Below are 19,294 nucleotides of genomic sequence, written 5' to 3'. Positions count from 1 at the left end.
TTAAATCCAAAGAAACCTAAAGAGGGGAATTGAGATGAGCATTGTTGATTCTACGTATTTTGTAATTGGCACTTTGTTTGGCGTCGTATCGGGATTTTTTATTGGTGGTTCTCTAGTCATGCTTTTCAATGTCAAGCCCCTTCGGGAACGGACTAAACTGTTAAGTTCCGAGTTAGACGAAATAAAGGAGGAATGGAAGACTGTTATTGAACAACGCCACTTATGGGCGGAAAGAGCGAATGACCAAGCAAGGAAAGCTCAAGATTGGCTTCGGAGGTTCCAAGCCATGGTTGAAATGGCGACGAATGTGTTCATGGATGAAGATGACATCTCTCCTGAGGGTAAAAGGACTGTCGTTGTTCGTCCTACCGAATTCAGTTCAGCTCGCTTAATTATCACTGAGAATTCCTCGGGTCGTGATGAAGTTGTGATCGAATTGAGAAAACCTTGTGGCGAAAATATTCGCAGTTTCAATGTGCACTTCATTCCTTGCGCTCGTTTAGGTGTTGATGCTATCGACGAAGATTATTGGATCCGCGGTGGGTCGGAAGGAGATTTTTTTGAAGTGCTCTGTGCTAATCACCTGAATACGCCTCCTGCTGCCGGTAAGGGCGAAGAAGTTAAAAAATGGCAGCCTGGCTTTAGAGCAGAATAAGGAGGGATTGTAATAACCGCAAAACCCGCACTCATGAAGAGATGCGGGTTTTTTACATTTGTTTTTCCTAAAAACCGCTTGTATCTGTTTCGGAGGATGCCATGTCGGAGTCGATTTGGTCGAGTGACTTTTCGGCATCGTCTTTGGTGGTGACGGCGGGAATTTCTTCCGCTTTCTTTGTCGGTGGTGCAGCATTGTTTGCGGACGATGCGGCACCTGTCTTTCCGGAAAGCGCGTCTGTCGCTGTCTCTGTTGAGGGTGAGCTGTTGTTCGATACTTGCTTCTTATTGCCGGAGACCGAGAAGAGGATGAGCCCTCCGACGACTATGATGGCGACTGCGGACGCTATGAGCGTGATAATTTTTCTTTTGGGATCCATAGAGAGATGTATTGTTGGTGAGTGTTTCGCTTTGAATCGGTTTACAACGAATCGAGTGCGGATCGGATTGCGGTTCGTAGGGTGCCAGTGAAGTAGTCCCGCACTGCTTTCTCGGCGGAACGGACGGCCTCGAAAGCAGTCTTGACGTCGTCGCTCGAGGGGCTGTCTTCTCTGAGGAGCGTAATCAGTGCATCGTATTTGTCGAGCACAGTATCAGTTTTTTCTTTGAGTGTGTCGATTTCGCTTTCAATTGCGCTGGTATCGACATCTTTTGATTGCAAGAAGCTTACGATGTTGCTGAGTCGAGTTTGTGTTGCGGTGATTCTTGATGCTGCGCGTTCCCTCATAGCTTCCGCTCTCTCGAGTCGGTTTTGCGAGGTGACTTTCGCACCATCGGGAGCGTTTTTCATGAGTTCATTTCGTGCCGGCATGCACGAAAGCGTATCGCTTTCGGTGTCGTCGTCTTGACCTTGTCTTGTGGGAGCTTTGGAACAGGTGCCTTCTACAGTGACGGCATCACTGCCATTCGGCGGCGTCATGGAGAACGAACAGCTGTCTCCTTCGGATTTATCCTCGCAGGCGGAAACGGATTCGTTTGATCTGAATGGTCCGCCCTGTTGATCGCCGTCGCGCATTTGCCGATTTTGTCCATATTGTCCCATGTTTCTCGAACCGAATTCGGCGAGCGCGCTTCCCGAAGAGAGTGTTGCAAATGATATTGCGGCAACTGCCACGGCAACTGAATATCCAATCAAATTCTTTTTCTTTTTCATACCGACTATTCTAAAAAATTATCCGACATACCACTCACCGGTTGAAGAAGGCGATTGTCGTACTTTAGTTGGTACGTATGTTCTCAGAATTTCTTGCAGAGAGGAAATTTGTATTCAAGTATTTCTTATTGAGCCCTGGCCGGATATTTTGAGAACGAATGAATTTTTCTCACTGCAAGTGATATGTTTTCACATTTAGGGCTAGTTTGTTTTGGAACTTTCAGGCGTGTATTGACAAAACTTTTGAAAAAAGTATACATAAATGTGATGTCTGCCGGAATTTACGGTAGGGAGAAGGTGTAGTTCTCGAACAACTTGTAAGGAGAAATGAGATGTCTGAAGAATACGTTGTAAACATCCCATCTTTCGCGTTAAATGATCAGAAATGGGAGGGGTATATTCTCCAGCAGGACATTAGCAAAGTTGCGAATACTGGCGTTCGGAATGTCTTAGTGATAACGCCGATTCAATTCGTTACCTTTCATTCTGAAATACTCCCTCTGATTCGATTATGTATGTCTTGGAGTAACTGTGTATTGAGATGCCAGTGTTCTGATGTGATATGTGGCATACTTCGAGATCTAATCATAAGTAAGATGCGGGAAGAAGGTGTTCCGGAAACAGCCGCTCAGTTCTTTGTTGAGTGGGTTTTTGGAACAATCATCATAACTTCCTGAGTGTTGTTTCCGTAACAAAACAACGCTCTCAATGTCTGATGCCGCGATTCAGTTGATTTTGAACGCGGCTTTTTTCTTGTCTTTTTCCCTAAAACAAGGTATTATTCTCGCATGAATACGAGCAGGCAAACGGAGGATATCTTTGAGTTTCCCGATCCGAAGACAACGGATCCGAAGAATCGGCGGGTGCAACGGGCGCTTGAGATGGTGCCGGGGATTTTGTCGTGGGGGACGCTTATCGGGATGTTTGTCGTTTCATTTCTTTTGCCGCTGTGGGCAGCGGTTTTTATTATTCTCTTCGATCTCTACTGGCTCTATCGTATCGTGTTTATTTCGTTCTATTCAACGCGGGCGCATTTCCGTTTGGTGCGATCCAAGAGAATAGACTGGTGGGAGCGGTGTCAGAAGAGTCTTGATCCGGCGGGATTTGTCTGTGAGTTGGAGTCGCGTCTTTTAAGTCTTCGAGATGCGCGTTCGCGTCTTTCGATTGTCTCGCTTCGTCGTCGGCGCGCAGTGAACGCAGAGATTGCCCGGACGAAAGAGACGCTTGCCGAGGCGAAGCGATTGGCAGTGTCCGAACATGACATCATGGACTGGAGGAGCGTGATTCATGTTGTCCTCTTGCCGACGGCAGGGGAGAGTGCGGATATTATCGAGCCATCGATTCGCGCGCTTGCCGAGGCGAATTTTCCCAAAGAACAGATGATCGTGCTCTTGGCGACCGAGGAACGTGAAGATGAGGTGCATCGATTGGCGAAAGTTGAATTTTTGAAGAAGAAATTTGACGGGGTGTTTCGAGACTTTCTGGTAACGACGCATGTGGTGGCGGACGGAGAGATGAAATGCAAGGCATCGAATGCGAAATTTGCGGCGAAGGAATTGCAGAAATATCTTGATGAACGGCACATTGATTACACGCGCGTTGTTTTCTCGAATTTTGACTGCGACAGTATCGCGCATCCGGAGTACTTTGCCGCGCTCACCTATGCATATGTGACGAATCCGAAGCGGCTCCGGCGCGCATACCAACCGATGCCGGTTTATCATAATACGCTGTGGGATACGAATGCATTTGTGCGGCTTGCGGTGACCGGGTCGTCGTTTTGGCACTTGTTTCAGAGTACCAGGCGGCAGATGGTGACGTTTTCATCGCACAGCGAGCCGTTTGATACTCTGGTAAAGGTGGACTTTTGGCTGGTTAATATGATCAGCGAGGACTCCAATATCTACTGGAAATGCCTCGCGTATTTTCATGGAGACTACGAAGTGTGTCCGATTCATTTGCCGGTTTCGCTCGATGCGGTGCTTTCGGATACCTATTGGAAAACCGTGGTGAATTTGTACAAGCAGAATCGTCGATGGGCCTATGGTATCGAGAATTTCCCTGTGACGATGCGCGCTCTCTGGCCCGATCGGCGCATCGCCTTCTTTAAGAAGCTCCGCATTTCGTTTGAAATGCTCGAGGGGCACTATTCGTGGGCGACGACCTCGTTTATTTTGGCGCTTCTCGGGTGGTTGCCCTTGGTCTTGGGCGGCGTTGCGTTTCGTGAGAGTGTTTTGGCACACAATTTGCCGCTTATTACCCAGCGTCTTATGACGCTTGCGATGCTCGGCATGGTCGTGTCGGTGCCGCTTTCTATCTTCTCGCTTCCTCCGCGGCCGGCGAAGTATCACTGGTCGAAGCATTTTTTCATGCTGTTTCAGTGGGTTTTGTCTCCGTTTGTCGCTTTCCTCTCGGCATTTCCGGCGATTGATTCGCAGACGCGCTTGCTTTTTGGGAACTACTTCGGCGAGTTTTGGGTGACTGAGAAAGTGCGAAAGAAGTAGCGGCTTTCGCGAAAGATTTCCCGAGAACATGCGTACTACTTCCGTGCAGTTGTTAAAATTCTTGTTCCGGATGTTATGAATCTGTTGCTTCGCCCGTTTTTCTGGGCACATGAGGGCGTGACGAGACTTTTGCGGCAGTATTATCGACAGATAAAAATCGCTCTCTTGTTGATTGCTCACGCGAGCCTTTTCGGTTTGTTCTTCCCCGAATTGCGCAACAGCTTCGGCGAGTGGTCGAGAAATCTCCTCGTCCTTATTCTTTTCGTGAGTCCGCTCGCAAGAATTTTTCCGATCTCGTTTTTTCAGCTCTTGCTGGGGATGCGTCGGGAGCTTGGCATTCTTTTTGCCTACCTGGCGACGGTGCACGGTGTCGGATATCTGATGGATCCATTGTGGTTCCCGCTTTCTTGGTCGACGTATCTTGCCTCGCCGCTTCGCATAGAGCCGATCTTACTCCTCGGAGTAGTGTCCTATATTCTGACACTCCCGCTTTTGGCGACATCCAATGCGCTTTCTCTCCGCCTTCTCAAGAGGAAATGGGTGACGCTTCACAGAATTGTATATGCGGTGTTCGTATTTGGCATGATTCATGCGTTTGCTATTCGCCACGCTTCCGGTATTTGGGATGCCATCTTTGTGATTAGTATCTACATCGCACTCAAAGCGCTCGCCCGATATCCGCATGTCGCCCTGATTGTGCGGGTGAGGAAGTTCATAGGGGAGGCGTATGGGCGGTATGCTGGCCGATAGGTGAGAGATACTTTGCTTCTTGGCGGGATTCCGAATTGACTCAAATTGACAGTAATAGGAATTTCTGCTTTCTTTGATATGGGAGAAGCTGCGGCTATTTCGGTAGGTGTCGGCTTCTCTATCTTTGACAACTGGGTAAATCACGCAAGAAGATTCGAGAGATTTCTCGAAGGAGGCAGTCATGAGAAATATAGTGGTTCTTTGCGGTTCGGACTCTGATTTCAGGAAAATTGCATCCGGGCTAGCAGTGCTTCGCGAGGCGGAGGCGCAGGACTTAATTTGTGTTCTTGCAGTCGAAGTATGCAGTGCTCACCGGAATCCCGACGAGTTGCGGGAATTGCTTCGAAAATTTAACGATTGCTCTGTAGATGCCGTGATTGTGTGTGCCGGGAAATTGGCGGCGATATTCGGTTATGTGGACTCCATCTCAAGGAATGGGTTGGGAAATAAGCACACTTTGTTTATCGCAGTTCCATTGAAGGGCGAGACGGAGAATGCCACTCAGGCGGCGTATCTTGCGGCAACAGAGGTGCCGGATTCGCAGTTTGTTTTTATGGAAGAGTTCTTCCATGACCCTGCGCAGGCATTCTGGTATGCCATTTGCGGCGTTCGGGGAGAATTCCCGACGGTTCAGTTGCGGGAGCAAAAACCGTCGAGAACGCTGACTCTTCAGAATGCCTATCACGAGGGTCGACAGAGGTATACAGGGGAAGCTTCTGCCGATTCTAATATAGCCTTATTGGAATCAGGCGGACTGATTCACTGGAATACCGGGAAGACACGGGAAATATTTGTCAATCCCGAATGCCTCGAGTATCTCTATATTTTAGCGACGGATCGGGTGAGTATCTTTGACCGAGTGCTCAATGCGGCTATTCCAATGAAGGGAGCCGTCTTGACAGCAGCAACGGTGCATTGGTTGCTTCAGACAGATATTCCTAACCATCTCAAAGCCTTTGGCCGCACTATTACTGATTACTTTCCTGAGCGTCTCCGATACGTGCTGAGTTCTGAGCAAATGCGTTTTCTCATGCGGCACATGATTGTTGTGAAGCGTGTCAGAGTGTTTCAGATCGAGGCAATTGTTCGGGGGTTCTTGACAGGATCCAGTCTTACTGGTTACCAACAGACTGGGAAAGTCTGTGGTATCGAATTGCCTCGCGGACTTTCCGATGGCAGCGAGTTGCCGCAGCCAATTTTCACTCCATCTACGAAGGCGCCCTATGGCGAGCATGATGAGAATATCGACTTCGAGGATATGGTTGAGAGAATCGGGTTGGAAGCGGCGGAAACTATACGCGACCTGTCCCTTCGGTTGTATGAATTCGCTCGAGATATGCTTCGGCCTTTGGGTATCATTCTTGCCGATACGAAATTCGAATTTGCTTATGATGAAGATGGTCGTATCGTGCTTTGCGATGAAGCTCTGACGCCTGATTCGAGTCGTTTTTGGTTGGCTGATCAGCGGCAAGCTGCTCTCGACAGAGGGGAGGCGCCGCCAAGTCTGGATAAACAAATAATTAGAGATGCAGGGAAGGCAGCTGGTTTTCCAAAAACAAATCCTTGCTGGGTTCCTCCTAGGGATCTTGTTGAGGAGATGACTTCTAAGTATCTGCGCATGTTCGAAATTATGGCGGGAATGCCTATCGAACGGTTCTGGCGGGAAAGTATGAAAATTGATTGATTTGCGGCAATGTCCGCATGAACTGCCCCTTGTGGTTTCGGGGCAGTTTTTTATTCGCGGGGAAGTCTTTTTTTTCGTGATATGCTTGCATTTGGATGCAAGGAAAGAGTAGGATGGAGAAGTCAGGCGGAGAATTTTTTCGGGGGATTTATGTTGTTTCATGCGTCTTTGTTGCTGTTTGCGATTTTCTTTTTCGGATCATTGGAATTGGTAGTGATGTTTCCAGAATGGTTTTTGATACTCTCACTCCTCTTTCTTGGGGGAGTGTTTCGTTTTTCGTGGCGGCTCGGAGGAACGGCGAGCTCGGCGATTGTGCCGACGCTCTTCTCGTTTTCGACGGTGTTTCTCTTGTTCTTTGTGAGTTCCGCACGTGAAAAACATATTTTTATCTTTCTAAGTTCGCTTGTTTTCTATATGGCGGCGCTCGGTATTTATCGGCTGCGGCAGTATGATGGCGATCTCACGGCGCAGAGCATGCTTTCTCTTGTCGCGATGACGACGCTTTTTTTCCTCTTCAGTGTTTTTTCGGGACTCTTCTTGAACTTTCAACGGTTTACGGAGTATATGCTCATGCTTTCATGTGGACTTTCGGCATTTTTAGTGGGGCTCTCTATCTTTTTGCGCTCGTTCCGTGAGAATCGAGGGAAGGCAATGCTTTGCGCGCTTATTCTTGGTCTCTTTGCTGCGCAAATGGCGTGGATCGGGACATTTTGGCCGTTTGGCTACTTGACAACCGGCGTGCTTATGCTTATCTTTACTTCTCCTCTCTGGGAGGGTGTCCAGGCAGAAACGACGGGCGGAATTTCAAAGAAGCGACTGGCGATTCAAGTGATTTTTGTGCTTCTTCTTGCGGCGGTAGTGCTCTCGAGTGCCCAGTGGCTGCAGGTGGTATAATTGGAACGGATTTGGCGAATATTTTTGACTATGGAAATGTTATGCGTGTTTTTGCCAGAAAATGTGCGTGGTATGGATTGGCGATCGCGGGTATCGCTGTTGTGGGGGGCTTCGCCGGCATCATTGCCGACCGAGTGCTTCTTCCGAAAATAGCGGCGGATAGCTTCTTGTCGCGATGGGGAATATTTCGGAAAGCGGCGGAGAATACGGTTATCATCAACAAGACGGAGCAGGTTATGATCCGAGAGGACGACTCCGTGGAAACGATCGCGCTGTCAGCCTCTCCTTCAGTAGTGAATATCCTTTCGGTGCGAAGAGGGGGCGACACGGAAATTGCCAAGGTGGGAGAGGAGACGTCGAAAAATATCGGCACGCTTCAAGGGAGTGGCGTCTTAGTGACCAATGATGGTCTCATTGCAACGTTCCATACGGCGCTTCTCGAGAATGCCTCGTATACGGTGTTTCTCTACAATGGTACAAGCTATCCGGCGACCTTGGTGGCGACGGACTCTCTGACGGGGATTTCGTATTTGTCGATTGCGGCGTCCAATCTGCCGTCCATATCATTTGCCGAATCGGACAGTATTCGCGCGGGGAAGAAGCTCATTTTGATTGCCAATACGTCGGAGGAATATCGGAACCGTTACTCGACCGGACTCTTAGGAAATACGGATAAGACGTTCAATATTGCGGGCGGCGCCGTGGCTTCATCGGAGCGATGGGAGGGCGTGTATACTGTCGATGCGGCAACGCTTGCTCCGTATCTCGGCGGTCCGGCGATTGACTATCAGGGCGACCTTGTGGGCATTGTCGGTAATGCACCGAACAACGGCGACTTCGAAACATTTTTGCTTCCGGCAAGCGCTGTAAAATTATCACTGGAGCGACAGGTTCGCGGGACGCTTTCCAAACGACCCGACCTCGGTGTGTCGTACGTCTCTATTACGAAAGCGTATGCGATTGCAAATTCCCTGAGCCGGGATCGCGGCGCACTTATCACGACACCTTCCGGGCGACAGGGACTTGCCATTCTCTCTGGCTCGCCAGCTGAGAAGGCGGGGTTGCGTGTCGGTGATATCGTTATCGCGGTCAATGGACAGGAGATCAATCTCGACAATCCGCTCTCGGTCGCGATCGGAAATTTGAGTCAGGGGGATGTTGCCACGCTCCGCATTCTTCGTGGTGAGAATGAGCAGGATGTGACAGTGGATTTGTAGGAGATGTCTTTTAGCACTCTTCCTTGACAAGTGCCAATCGTCTTCTTAAAATAGGAGAGGTAATAATCTGTTAATCCGAATACGCGTATGAAAAAAGTGAACGTGATGCCGCTTGGCGAGAATGTTCTTGTTGCATTTGAGAAGCCGGAAGTCAAAACCGATTCGGGACTGTATCTGCCGGAGAATGCCTCTTCTGACAAATCCTCGAAGGAGGGAAAGGTAGTGGCCATTGGCGAGAGCGACAAGATCAAGGTGAAGCCGGGTCAGCATGTTATTTATACCCGCTATGGCGGAACGGACATTAAGATAGCCGGCGCCGAATACGCTATTGTCAAACACGAAGACATCCTCGCCGTGGTGACGGAGTAGGTTTCTGATATCCGCATCCCCTGCTTTATTGTTGAATATAGAAACGACCCCTCTCTTACGAGTGGGTCGTTTCTGTTTAGCTCATTTCCCTACCGGGAGATTCTTTGTTTTCCATTCGTCGAAACCGGAGGAGAGGGTGATGGTGTTGAAGAAGCCGAGATCGAAGAGGAGAACGCCGCCGGCAAAACTTTCGCGATCATTGGCGCCGTAAACAAGGATACTGGCGGTCGAGGGAATGATGCGGCGGCGTGTTTCGATTTCGGCGAACGGAATATTGGTGGCGCCGGCAATATGTCCGCCGGCGAAAAGATCGGGAGACCGCGTGTCGAGGATGAACCATTGTCCGCCGCGCCCGATCCGTTCCTTGGCTTCTTCCGGCGAAACGAGGGTGATTTTGGTGACATCGAGCGCGGATGTTGGATCGGCACGGTGCACGACAAGACCGGTTTTCTCTTTCCATGATTCGTAGGTGCCGTCGAATACCGAGATGCGATCGTCGGGGATGCCGCGCGCGCGGAAGAGTGCGACAAGCTGTCCGGCGGCGGAGGTGCTTGGGGCGACGATGATCCAATTCTGTGATTTCTCGGCGTCGGTCGGGTGGAAATTTTGTTCCGCATCTTCCAACATCAGGTTCTCGGAGCCGATGATATGCTCGTCCGCCCAGAGTGATGTCGGGCGCATATCGACAATGCGTACGTCTTTGTCGGATTGCTTTTCCAGAACAATGTCTTGGAGTGTCTGCAGTGAGATGGTGCGGAGGTCGGTTGCCGTTTTCTGTCGGGCGGAGCTGTCAGGCTGGTTCTGACTCGAGGACTGATCTCTTGCGAAGCGAATGAACGACCATGATCCAATGATGGCGACCAAGGCAAGTCCCAGAAAAATTACCAGGGTGTCCCTCGATCCTTTTCCTTGAGACATAGCGGTATTATTCGAGTATCGCGCCGATGAAATCGGGATATCCGCGGACAAAATCCTTGATGGGAACGGAAGATTTTCCTTCGAGCTGGACTTCGTCGAGGAGGATAGTGCCGCGAGCGGTTTCGATGCCGATGGTTTCGCCGATTTCAAACACCTGTCCGAGTTCGTGAGGTGTTTCCGGGCTTTGTTTTTGCAAAGAGATTCGATGAAACTTTATTCGGAGGAGCGATCCGTCTTTTCGCCAAAACGAGAAAATGCCGGGCCATGGAGAGAGTGCACGATAGCGATTGTATATCGATTCCGCTTCGTCGCTCCAGAATATTTTTCCATCCTCACGCTCGATGAGCTGGCAAAGCGTGACACCTTCCGATGGTTGTGGTTTCGGGTCTATTTTTTTGTCGAGCCATTGTTCGAGAGTCGAAAGCAGGATTGATGCGCCGGCTTCGGCGAGTTTCGGAAGAAGTGTTTCGGCGGTGTCGGATGAGCTGATTGGGAGTGATTTCTGCTGGAAAATTGGGCCGGTGTCCATGCCGGCATCCATTTTCATGATGGTGACACCGGTCTCGGTATCGCCAGCAAGGAGAGCGTTTTGTATCGGGGAAGCGCCTCGCCAGCGAGGGAGGAGTGATGCATGAACATTGATGCATTCGAATGGCGGTATATTCAGTACGTCCTGAGGCAGAATTTTTCCGTATGCGGCGACGATGATGATGTCCGGTTTGAATTCGCGCAATTGCTCGATGGTTTCGCGGTCGAATCGATCGGGCTGTACAACGGGTACGGTGTGAGCTTCGGCAAATATCTTGACGGGGCTCTGCACAACCTCTTGATTGCGTCCGGACGGACGGTCGGGCTGCGTATAGACGGCGACTATATTGTAGTGATTGTCGACGAGAGAAGCGAGGATTGATTCTGCGAAACTCGGCGTTCCCATGAATACTACGCGCGCGTCCGATGTTTCCGGCATAGGTTTTTTCTATTGGTTATCTATTCTTTGGGTTTTCAATATATTCTTGCGCTGAGCGAGACGTTCTATTTGCTGTGTTGATCGAGGTTGATGCGAGCAGCTGCTTTGATTTAGTTGATAGAGGTATTTTGTTCAGGATTGAGATTCTTTGGCTTTACTTGGGACAGCGGGTTTCAGAGTGCGTACTGCTTTCGTTTTTTCTGGCTTTTGAAGCGATCGGCGATAAGGATGCCGTCGAGATGATCGATCTCGTGCTGGACGACGATAGCGAAGAGCCCGGATGCTCGCTTTTTTATCTCTTTGCCATGTTCGTCTTCGTAGCGCACCGTGACGCGTTCGGAACGTTCGATGAGGAAGTATTCTTTGGGAAGGCTGAGACACCCTTCTTCGAAGAGAATCTTCTCCTGGGAATAGGAAGTGATTTTCGGGTTAATGAGTACGGTACGATCTCCTTCCACATCGATGACTGCCAATCGGATCGAGTGTCCGATTTGCGGGGCAGCGAGACCGATTCCCTCGGCGACGCGAAGGGAATCAAACATGACGGGGATGAGCTTTTGGATGTCGGGCGAGAGAGGGTCTTTTATCCGGTCGGCTTTTCGATGAAGGATTTCGGTGTCTCTGCCGGTGACAATCGGGAGGATGGTCGTCATAATGTGTAGGAAATATTTGAGAGTGTGTCAAAAAAAAGTTTCAAGACAAAGAGAATTGGGAGGGCTTTTCTGGGAAAAACTCTTTTTTGCTTGTCTTACACTTCGTACGAAAGCCGCAAAAAAGAATTTTTCCCAGAAAAGCTGACTTTTTGAATGGGCTCTGAGATGGATTCTACTCGTTTGTCCGTGTCCATTCGCGGGGAAGTGAGGCTATGAAATCTTCGAGGCTGGCGGAATTTTTTGTGGATGAGAGCGATTGCCGGACAAGAATATGCCGCTGAAAGAGGTGACTCTTTAATGTTGGTATCACTTGGCGAATCGGCGATCGCGGAGAAATGCGCAGTGTTCGACCGGATTTTTCTGCGTGCCGCTGGAGTGCTTCGTATACTCGATCTGTTTCTTGCGAGAGCTTGATTTTGCTTGCCAGTCGGCACGTGAGCTTGGTTATGATACCGAAAGGGGGGTAGAGCAGGAGTCGGCGTTCATCCTCGATTGTTTGAAAAAATCCTTCGAGATTTTCGGCGGCGAGCAATGAGAAGATTGGATTCTCCGGATGAAACGTCTGAATGAAAACTGATCCGGGTGCGGACTTCTTTCCATCGCTTCTTGCGGTTCGTCCGATTGCGGAAAGCATGTTTTGAAAGGCTCTCTCGTCCGCATCCCAGCTCGGAGAGCCGAGCAATGCATCCGCGTCTATGATACCAATGAGCGAGAGACGGGGCAAGTCCCAGCCGCGTATGCCTCGCTCGGTCGTGATGAGTACGTCTCGCGTTCCGGCGAGAAATTCCTGAAGATGAGACAGGGTCGTTTTTTTTGTGGCGTTCTTCCGATCGTATCGGACCGTGCTGATATACGGGAAACGCCGTGCAAGATCCCGCTCGACACGCTCGGTGCCGGCGCCAAGATGCTGAAACGCGAGAGATCCGCACATGGGACAAGCGGGCGTTGTTCCGGCGTTCTGCTTGCAGCGCGCGCAGACATAGTCGCCTTCCGCTCTGTAGGAGAAAGGCTTTCCGCATGTTGTGCAGCGGAATACGGCTTTGCATTCTGCGCAGACAGAAAAAGAATTCATGCCTTCGCGCGAGACGAAGAGTAAAGCTTGTTCTTTGCGGGCAACGGTTGCGGCGATGGCATTGCCGAGTTCTTCCGAAATGGGAGAGAGCTTTTTCTTCCATCGTTCGAGTCGAAGGTTGATAGTTTGGAGTGAGAGGGAACGATCGGAAAGCGCCGGGAGAGTGACGAGCGCTCCTGATTTGCGTGCCGTGAACAAGAGGTTGAACGATGGTGCCGATGCACTGAAGAGACAGATGGCGTGATGCGCTGATGCGAGTGTTTGCGCGGAGCGGTGTGTGTCGTCAGGCAGGGCGAGTCCTTGCTTCCGATATGCTGGCGCGCCGGCATCGTCCACGATGATGAGTTTGAGGGCGCGGAAAGGAAGGAAGATCGCCGACCGCGTGCCGAGGATGATGCGGACGGCGCCGCTTTGCACTTGGCGTACGGTCTCGTCTCGCTCGTTTGGTTTCATGCCCGAGTGAAACACAGCGACCGATTTCCGATCAAACGCATGCGTGTAGCGATTTTCTTCTTGTAAGAGGAGGGATCGATCGGGAACGATGATGAGTGTCTGGCCGCTGTTTGTTATGAGCTCCCTGATACACTCAAAGTGCACTCTTGTTTTGCCGGATGCTGATGGCCCGAAGAGAAGTATGTATGGATGTTGGGAATCGAGAATATCAGCTGCCGCTTTCCGTTGTCCGCCGGTCAAGGGGGGTGATGTTTTTCGGGTGGAAATCTTTTGTTGTGATACTCGCACCTTTTCGGAGCGTGCCGTGCTATCCTCTGTGTCTTTTGCAAATGTTTTTGGGAGGAATTTGAGAAGCAGCGTGCCGAGGGCGATTGAGTCGGCTTGTGCGGCGCGCTCGGCAAAGAGGAGTGTTGCTTTTGAGAGGAATGCTTGCGCGAGGAGTTTTCCGACTGTTTTGTATCGGATCGGTTTTCGCGGGTGTGTTACCTCTTGGGATTCTTCTCCCCAGACGATGCCGCGGACCGTTTTCGGTCCGAAGGAGATCGAAATCACGGATCCTCGAGGGATGTTCTCGGTTGATATGTATGAGAAAAACGGCGATTTCCCCGGGGCAATGGCAATCAGTGGGACAACGCGGATAAGTCGAGAGGATTTTTCGGTTGAATGCTTCATATCCGCATCCTACCAAGGACACCGCTTCTTGGGAATTTCAGATTGGTGTGGTCGAGTATTGACAACATGCGAGCTGCGCGCTAGAGTGGGAGGAGCTTTAAGAAGAGCGATTTTTTATGTTGACGATTCGATTCAATAGATCAGGACGGAAGCATCGGCCGAGTTATCGGGTGGTGCTGCAGGAGCATACGGTGGCGCCGGGCGGGCGGCATGTCGAGGTTTTGGGGAGCTATGACCCGTATTCCAAGCAGTCGGTGTTGAAGCGCGAGCGGATACAGTATTGGATTGGGCAGGGCGCGCAGCCTTCGGATACCGCGCACAATCTCTTGGTCCGAGAAGGAGTTCTCACGGAAAAGAAGCGTTCGGTGAAAATGCCGAAGCCGACCGTGAAAGAGGCTCCGGCAACGGAAGGGGCGAAAGTGGCAGAAGAAGCTCCTGTCGAAAAATCGGAAACAGAAGTGAATGCATAGCACCTTGCTCTATATTTGGAAATATTTCCGCAGACATGAGGCGCTTCAGTTATGAAGAGAAGTCCTCACGAGGAAAGAGATGCAGAGAGATTCCTTGGGGGGGGGATTTCTTGTAGTCTCCTGTCTTGTCCGCGGAAAACGCGGATTTTTTGTTTTCGGGAAATACCAGCTCTCTTTTTGGAAGAATCTGTTTCTTATCGGACTCCGCACGGTGTAAGAAAGAACTATACGGAATAGCTTCTTCCACGAAGAGGAAGGATTGAAAAGAAAGGGGATGTCCGGTCGAACTTCCCCGGTAGCATCTATTTTGAAAAGAATTTATGCAGACAAAGAAACAGAAGGAAGATATTGTAAGCGATGTCACTGAACGTGCACGCGCTTCGAAGTCGGTTGTGTTTGCGAAGTATGCCGGGCTTACCGTGAAGGAATCCATGGAGCTTCAGCGGGAACTTCGCAAGAGCGGCGGTTCGTTGCGAGTGGTAAAGAAAACGTTGCTCTCAATTGCGCTCAAGTCGGTCGGTATCCAGGTGGATGCTCGTGCGCTTGAGGGGCAGATTGTTGCGGCGTTTTCCCCGGATGAAGTGACGGCGCCGAAGGTGTTGGTGGAATTTGCAAAGAAGCACAAGGCGCTCGTGATTGCTGCCGGATCGCTTGGTGAGAAGCAATTGTCTGCGGATGAAGTGACGGCGCTTTCGAAGCTCCCGTCGCTTTTGGAACTTCGAGCGAAGCTTGCCGGGACGCTTGCGGCTCCGATTTCCGGATTTGCCCGGACGCTCTCGGGAAATCTCTCGGGGTTGGTTCGTACGCTGCAGCAAATTGCCGAGCAGAAAGGTTGATATTTTCGTATTAAGTTCAATAATATTTTTCGTATGACTGAAGAAAAAGTCGAAGAGAAGAAAGTAGTGGCGGTTCCGGAGAAGTTTGCGAAGCTCGTCGAGGAAATCGAAAAGATGAGCGTCTTGGATCTTTCCGAACTGGTGAAGGTGCTTGAGGAGAAATTTGGCGTGTCTGCGGCGGCTCCGGTGATGATGGGTGGTGCGATGCCGGCGGGTGCAGCGGGTGGTGCGGATGCTCCGGCCGAGAAGACTGACTTCGATGTCGAATTGACTGCTGCCGGTGGTCAGAAGATCAATGTGATCAAGGCGGTTCGCGAAATTACCGGACTCGGACTCAAAGAGTCGAAGGACTTGGTGGATGGCGCGCCGAAAGTAGTGAAGGAAAAGGTGGCGAAAGCGGACGCTGAAACCATGAAGAAGAAGCTCGAAGAAGCTGGTGCTACCGTGACTTTGAAGTAGTCTCCACTCTTCTTTGAAGAAAAGATATCAGGAAGACAGCCCCGGGATTTTTCAGGGCTGTCTTTTGTTGCGTGTGGTCGTGGTATACTTAGAGTGTTTTTGCGTACGTCCATACAATTCATGTCGTCATACGCGTATGAGCATTTTCTTTCGGGCGGTTTTTCTTTCGCTTGGAGCGGCTCTTTTTTCGGGGGTGAACGGTTTTCTGACGAAGGCGGCAGTTTCGGAAGTTGGCGATCCGGTTGTGTTTACGTTTTTGAAGAATGCGATTGTGTCTCTGATATTTTTTGGTGTATTTCTTTGGTTTCGGAAGTCGAATGAAATCAGAGAGGCATCTTCTCGGGACAAGCGATTGCTCTTCTTGATTGGCATTGTTGGGGGCGGAATCCCGTTTCTCCTCTACTTTAGCGGGCTGTCTATGATTCCGGCGGCGACGGCGGTGTTTATCCACAAGACGCTTTTTCTTTGGGTGGCAATGCTTGCGGTTCCGTTTTTGGGCGAGCGGGTTGATTGGTTGCATGCTTTCGCTTTGGGGTTGTTGCTCTTCGGTGTCCTATTGTTCCAGGTTCCGGTGTGGCATTCGTTTGGTCTTGGGGAAGTCTTGGTTTTGCTGGCAACGATCTTGTGGGCGGTTGAGAATATTCTCGCCAAGAAAGTTCTCCATCATATCTCGAGTCTCTCCGCCATGAGCGCTCGGATGATTCTCGGTTCGGTAGTTATTTTCTGCTGGCTTGTTCTTTCCGGAAAAGTCGGGATAGCGTTTTCTCTTTCTTGGTCTGCTTGGGGATGGACATTTCTGACGAGTCTTCTTCTTGTGGGATATGTGAGTTGCTGGTATCGCGCACTTTCGCTTGCGCCGGCAGGGTTTGTGGCGAGTCTTTTGGTGCCGGCCGCATTTATTACGGGAGCGCTTTCCTCGATTTTCGTTACCGGAACGATTTCGGCGAGTTCGCTTGCGGGGTGGCTCTCCTTGGCACTTGGTATCGCGCTTCTGTCGTGGAAAGTTGCACCTCTTTTTCCAAAAGGACGGGAGCATCAGTTGCTTCGGGTGCCTGCTGGGCGGAGCGTTTGATTTGAAAAGACATTTTCTTGAAAGTAGCAACTCCTATCAGCCCTTCCCTTTTTCGGGGAAGTTACCTATACTGTGGGGGTTATTCGCCTAATGAAACGGTTATGTTGCCTGGAGTCAATCTCTCGGAGTTTATCCTCACTATCGGGTACATAGGTCTCTTTGCAGTCATATTCGCTGAAACAGGGCTGTTTCTGGGTTTCTTTTTGCCCGGGGATAGCCTCTTGTTTGTGGCGGGGCTTTTGGCAAGCGGCGGAGTGCTTTCTCTCCCGGCGCTTCTTATGATCGTATTTACCGCAGCGGTCTTGGGGAATGTGACCGGGTATATATTCGGGCTTCGCGTTGGGACGTCGCTTTTTAGCCGCGAAGAGTCGGTGCTCTTCAAGAAGTCGCATGTTCGTCGGGCAGAAGAATTCTTTAATCGCTATGGTGCGAAGACTATCGTGCTTGCGCGATTTATGCCGATTGTTCGCACATTCGCGCCGATTCTCGCTGGTGTCGGGCGGATGAATTTTCGCGAGTTCTTTTTCTACAACGTGATTGGCGGCTTTCTGTGGTCGTTCGGACTTTTGCTCGGCGGGTTTTTCTTGGGGCAAGTTGTGCCTGATGTCGACCGATATATTCTCCCGATCGTCGTCATCATTATCATCTTGTCATTTCTGCCAGGCATTTTGAAGTATAGGCAGGAGAAGAGACGCATGATGCAGGACAGGATGAATGGGAATAATCCCGATACGGATGCTCTTGTTTGAAACGCTCTTTTCTTTTATACTCTCCCTGGTTTGTCGGAAACCCCCGACGGTTAACAATAGGAGTTATGATTATGGTGGACAGATACATCGACAGTTTTTCTCAACTGTTCTCTCGGGATAAGAATACTCCGGAAGTCCGTTATCTCCAGTTTCTTGTTCGTGGATTTATCGCGACAAGGAATGCGCGAGTTGCGGATCTGGCGTCAGAAAAAATGCAAGAGGCTCGTCTCTTCATGGAGCGCGTAATTGGCGCTTCCTTAGAAGAGATCCTCCCATGTCTCTGTATCGATGGGCGCGTTCTTGTGGAGACGGTGTTTGGACTTTCCGGTGAATCGTTTCGTACTCCGGCAGCGGATATTTCCGATGCTCTCCGTATGAAGGATGGGAGTTTCTATCTTGTAGAGGGAGACTTTACGCGCGAGATTCGTGATCGAGTGAGGAAATTCGGGAGAGTAGTTGTCATCTTAGATAGTCACAGTCACTGTGCTGCGAAGGGCGAGGAAGAAAAAGCGTCTTCGGGAGTCCCGGCTTCTGACGGTGGTTTGCTCAATGACGTGATGCGAAAGAAAGATATTGCCCTTGCGATTCATGATTTTTCGAATCGAGCGTACGGTAATTTGAGTAGTGAAAAGGTTTTCGTGATTCAAACGTCTTTTGATGTGGAACGCGGGTTTCTTTTCATGGGACTTGATCAAGGGGTATCTCTCTCTGATCATCGCGTGACGCGGGAAGGCTACACCGGGGCTGTTTTGGAGGCACTGGCTCGCGAGAGGAAAACTCTTTCGACAGCGGTTCTTTCAGAAAACGGAGGTATTCTATTCGATGTGTGCGAACAAGCGAAATCTCAGGTTGGAGAGATTGATTTTCGACGGCACTACGATGAGAGTATGCGTCGGCTCTGGATGTATATCGCGGATATTTGGGATGAAGTGGCGCCGCGTCTCCGAAGTGAATTGAAACGGATATTCCCTGTTCTTGCAGAAGATTCAGTGGAGTTCCGTCTTCGCATGTCGATACTTCTTTCGAATGCGATCCTCGGTCATCTTCTGAGTTCCGGGGGAGGTTATCCGTACAAACAACATCAGGAAGGTGTGGTTGTTGTGACGACGTTCGCCCGTGGTCCGTACGATATGGCGTCGCCATTTCCTGTTAATGGATATAGTAATGGTGGCGTAGCTATGCTTTCGTATGTTGCTGGCTTTGCAGCTTCTATTGTGCGAGGGAATCGTGGTGCCGGACGGTTTCCGGAAGGAGAGCGTTCTTTCATCGAGGAATGTTTTGGAAGCGATGTGTCTGCATTTGTGAAAAGTCCGGTTCCGGTTTTTATTTCCGAGCGAGTTTACGAAGATGTCCCCAAAGAGGTTGCCGAAGGCTTGTCTGCTCTAGAATGGGGGGAAACTTCGTGGGCTGATATGTCATCTGATGAGTTGGCACAGTTTCTCTGGAGGAATGTTCCGGGTATCTCGGAGGGAGTGGTTGATGGTATCAAAAACCTTCGTACTCGAGCGCTCGAGCTGTATCGTCCCGGACTTCCGGCAACTCAACACCTTCTTTCTGGACAACTCGCTCTGGTGTCATCGATTCGAATGGGATCGGGAAAAGTAGTCGCCGTATTTCCTTTCCTGCTGAATGGATATCCGGAGGGATATCTGAGGAGTATTGGAAAGATACAGTAAGTCCAGACGACATGCTTATTGCAAATAACCCCGAAGCCGTTATGGTTTCGGGGATTTTTTTATAGGGCAACT

Annotated in this window: 19 protein-coding genes; 13 read left to right on the top strand and 6 right to left on the bottom strand. The window is 50.2% G+C overall.

Features of this window, described 5'->3' with window-relative positions:
- The first annotated feature begins 34 nt into the window (after positions 1-34).
- Positions 35-655 (top strand): hypothetical protein, encoded by a 621-nt coding sequence (locus IPK84_01405; GenBank protein ID QQS16007.1) that lies wholly within the window; start codon positions 35-37, stop codon positions 653-655.
- A gap of 67 nt (positions 656-722) precedes the next feature.
- Here IPK84_01405 and IPK84_01400 read toward each other — a convergent pair whose 3' ends face one another.
- Together IPK84_01400 and IPK84_01395 are read right to left on the bottom strand one after the other, a co-directional pair.
- Positions 723-1,034: a hypothetical protein gene (locus tag IPK84_01400; protein QQS16006.1), complete on the bottom strand. Its 312-nt coding sequence runs from the start codon at positions 1,032-1,034 to the stop codon at positions 723-725.
- A gap of 41 nt (positions 1,035-1,075) precedes the next feature.
- A complete protein-coding gene (locus IPK84_01395; protein ID QQS16005.1) occupies positions 1,076-1,807 on the bottom strand; it encodes a hypothetical protein in 732 nt (243 codons plus the stop codon).
- Positions 1,808-2,595: 788 nt separating this feature from the next.
- Here IPK84_01395 and IPK84_01390 point away from each other — a divergent pair.
- The 6 genes from IPK84_01390 to IPK84_01365 all read left to right on the top strand — a co-directional run bounded on the left by IPK84_01390 (position 2,596) and on the right by IPK84_01365 (position 9,225).
- On the top strand, positions 2,596-4,311 hold the full coding sequence (locus IPK84_01390; protein QQS16004.1) for a hypothetical protein: 1,716 nt from the start codon (positions 2,596-2,598) through the stop codon (positions 4,309-4,311).
- A 75-nt stretch (positions 4,312-4,386) separates the two neighbouring features.
- Positions 4,387-5,061: a ferric reductase-like transmembrane domain-containing protein gene (locus IPK84_01385; GenBank protein QQS16003.1), complete on the top strand. Its 675-nt coding sequence runs from the start codon at positions 4,387-4,389 to the stop codon at positions 5,059-5,061.
- A 181-nt stretch (positions 5,062-5,242) separates the two neighbouring features.
- Complete coding sequence (locus tag IPK84_01380; protein QQS16002.1) at positions 5,243-6,745, top strand: phosphoribosylaminoimidazolesuccinocarboxamide synthase; 1,503 nt, start codon at positions 5,243-5,245, stop codon at positions 6,743-6,745.
- A gap of 81 nt (positions 6,746-6,826) precedes the next feature.
- Positions 6,827-7,639 (top strand): hypothetical protein, encoded by an 813-nt coding sequence (locus IPK84_01375; protein ID QQS16001.1) that lies wholly within the window; start codon positions 6,827-6,829, stop codon positions 7,637-7,639.
- 41 nt (positions 7,640-7,680) lie between these two features.
- Positions 7,681-8,856 carry a serine protease gene (locus IPK84_01370; protein ID QQS16000.1) on the top strand — a complete coding sequence of 392 codons (1,176 nt, stop codon included), beginning with the start codon at positions 7,681-7,683 and terminating at the stop codon, positions 8,854-8,856.
- Positions 8,857-8,952: 96 nt separating this feature from the next.
- A complete protein-coding gene (locus IPK84_01365) occupies positions 8,953-9,225 on the top strand; it encodes a co-chaperone GroES (GenBank protein ID QQS16248.1) in 273 nt (90 codons plus the stop codon).
- 81 nt (positions 9,226-9,306) lie between these two features.
- Here IPK84_01365 and IPK84_01360 read toward each other — a convergent pair whose 3' ends face one another.
- From IPK84_01360 to priA, 4 genes are all read right to left on the bottom strand, one after another.
- Positions 9,307-10,143, bottom strand: coding sequence for a rhodanese-like domain-containing protein (locus IPK84_01360; GenBank protein ID QQS15999.1), 837 nt, complete (start codon positions 10,141-10,143; stop codon positions 9,307-9,309).
- A 7-nt stretch (positions 10,144-10,150) separates the two neighbouring features.
- Positions 10,151-11,110, bottom strand: a complete 960-nt coding sequence (locus IPK84_01355) for a methionyl-tRNA formyltransferase (protein QQS15998.1) — start codon at positions 11,108-11,110, stop codon at positions 10,151-10,153.
- Positions 11,111-11,283: 173 nt separating this feature from the next.
- Positions 11,284-11,763, bottom strand: a complete 480-nt coding sequence (def, locus tag IPK84_01350; protein ID QQS15997.1) for a peptide deformylase — start codon at positions 11,761-11,763, stop codon at positions 11,284-11,286.
- A gap of 172 nt (positions 11,764-11,935) precedes the next feature.
- Entirely contained in the window at positions 11,936-13,960 is a 2,025-nt protein-coding gene (gene priA / locus IPK84_01345; GenBank protein ID QQS15996.1) for a primosomal protein N', read from the bottom strand.
- A gap of 116 nt (positions 13,961-14,076) precedes the next feature.
- Between priA and rpsP the strand changes: the two genes are divergently transcribed.
- From rpsP to IPK84_01315, 6 genes are all read left to right on the top strand, one after another.
- The gene (gene rpsP, locus IPK84_01340) at positions 14,077-14,430 is read left to right on the top strand and encodes a 30S ribosomal protein S16 (GenBank protein ID QQS15995.1); all 354 of its coding nucleotides are present in this window, start codon (positions 14,077-14,079) and stop codon (positions 14,428-14,430) included.
- 320 nt (positions 14,431-14,750) lie between these two features.
- Positions 14,751-15,266, top strand: coding sequence for a 50S ribosomal protein L10 (locus IPK84_01335; protein QQS15994.1), 516 nt, complete (start codon positions 14,751-14,753; stop codon positions 15,264-15,266).
- Positions 15,267-15,299: 33 nt separating this feature from the next.
- On the top strand, positions 15,300-15,725 hold the full coding sequence (gene rplL, locus IPK84_01330; GenBank protein QQS15993.1) for a 50S ribosomal protein L7/L12: 426 nt from the start codon (positions 15,300-15,302) through the stop codon (positions 15,723-15,725).
- Between the two features lie 136 nt (positions 15,726-15,861).
- Positions 15,862-16,797: a DMT family transporter gene (locus IPK84_01325; GenBank protein QQS15992.1), complete on the top strand. Its 936-nt coding sequence runs from the start codon at positions 15,862-15,864 to the stop codon at positions 16,795-16,797.
- Between the two features lie 101 nt (positions 16,798-16,898).
- Positions 16,899-17,546: a VTT domain-containing protein gene (locus IPK84_01320; GenBank protein QQS15991.1), complete on the top strand. Its 648-nt coding sequence runs from the start codon at positions 16,899-16,901 to the stop codon at positions 17,544-17,546.
- A 71-nt stretch (positions 17,547-17,617) separates the two neighbouring features.
- Positions 17,618-19,222 carry a hypothetical protein gene (locus IPK84_01315; GenBank protein QQS15990.1) on the top strand — a complete coding sequence of 535 codons (1,605 nt, stop codon included), beginning with the start codon at positions 17,618-17,620 and terminating at the stop codon, positions 19,220-19,222.
- Positions 19,223-19,294: the final 72 nt, after the last annotated feature.

The organism is Candidatus Moraniibacteriota bacterium (assembly GCA_016699875.1).
In the GTDB taxonomy this organism is placed as follows: domain Bacteria; phylum Patescibacteriota; class Minisyncoccia; order Moranbacterales; family UBA1568.
Note: the sequence above shows the minus strand (reverse complement) of the source record. Positions and strands in the feature narration are given on the sequence as shown.

Excerpts from the sequence above, each read along its gene's own strand:
- IPK84_01405 (QQS16007.1), top strand. The coding sequence starts at position 35 with ATGAGCATTGTTGATTCTACGTATTTTGTAATTGGCACTTTGTTTGGC.
- IPK84_01400 (QQS16006.1), bottom strand. The coding sequence starts at position 1,034 with ATGGATCCCAAAAGAAAAATTATCACGCTCATAGCGTCCGCAGTCGCC.
- IPK84_01395 (QQS16005.1), bottom strand. The coding sequence starts at position 1,807 with ATGAAAAAGAAAAAGAATTTGATTGGATATTCAGTTGCCGTGGCAGTT.
- IPK84_01390 (QQS16004.1), top strand. The coding sequence starts at position 2,596 with ATGAATACGAGCAGGCAAACGGAGGATATCTTTGAGTTTCCCGATCCG.
- IPK84_01385 (QQS16003.1), top strand. The coding sequence starts at position 4,387 with ATGAATCTGTTGCTTCGCCCGTTTTTCTGGGCACATGAGGGCGTGACG.
- IPK84_01380 (QQS16002.1), top strand. The coding sequence starts at position 5,243 with ATGAGAAATATAGTGGTTCTTTGCGGTTCGGACTCTGATTTCAGGAAA.
- IPK84_01375 (QQS16001.1), top strand. The coding sequence starts at position 6,827 with ATGCTTGCATTTGGATGCAAGGAAAGAGTAGGATGGAGAAGTCAGGCG.
- IPK84_01370 (QQS16000.1), top strand. The coding sequence starts at position 7,681 with ATGCGTGTTTTTGCCAGAAAATGTGCGTGGTATGGATTGGCGATCGCG.
- IPK84_01360 (QQS15999.1), bottom strand. The coding sequence starts at position 10,143 with ATGTCTCAAGGAAAAGGATCGAGGGACACCCTGGTAATTTTTCTGGGA.
- IPK84_01355 (QQS15998.1), bottom strand. The coding sequence starts at position 11,110 with ATGCCGGAAACATCGGACGCGCGCGTAGTATTCATGGGAACGCCGAGT.
- def (QQS15997.1), bottom strand. The coding sequence starts at position 11,763 with ATGACGACCATCCTCCCGATTGTCACCGGCAGAGACACCGAAATCCTT.
- priA (QQS15996.1), bottom strand. The coding sequence starts at position 13,960 with ATGAAGCATTCAACCGAAAAATCCTCTCGACTTATCCGCGTTGTCCCA.
- rpsP (QQS15995.1), top strand. The coding sequence starts at position 14,077 with ATGTTGACGATTCGATTCAATAGATCAGGACGGAAGCATCGGCCGAGT.
- IPK84_01335 (QQS15994.1), top strand. The coding sequence starts at position 14,751 with ATGCAGACAAAGAAACAGAAGGAAGATATTGTAAGCGATGTCACTGAA.
- rplL (QQS15993.1), top strand. The coding sequence starts at position 15,300 with ATGACTGAAGAAAAAGTCGAAGAGAAGAAAGTAGTGGCGGTTCCGGAG.
- IPK84_01325 (QQS15992.1), top strand. The coding sequence starts at position 15,862 with ATGAGCATTTTCTTTCGGGCGGTTTTTCTTTCGCTTGGAGCGGCTCTT.
- IPK84_01320 (QQS15991.1), top strand. The coding sequence starts at position 16,899 with ATGTTGCCTGGAGTCAATCTCTCGGAGTTTATCCTCACTATCGGGTAC.
- IPK84_01315 (QQS15990.1), top strand. The coding sequence starts at position 17,618 with ATGGTGGACAGATACATCGACAGTTTTTCTCAACTGTTCTCTCGGGAT.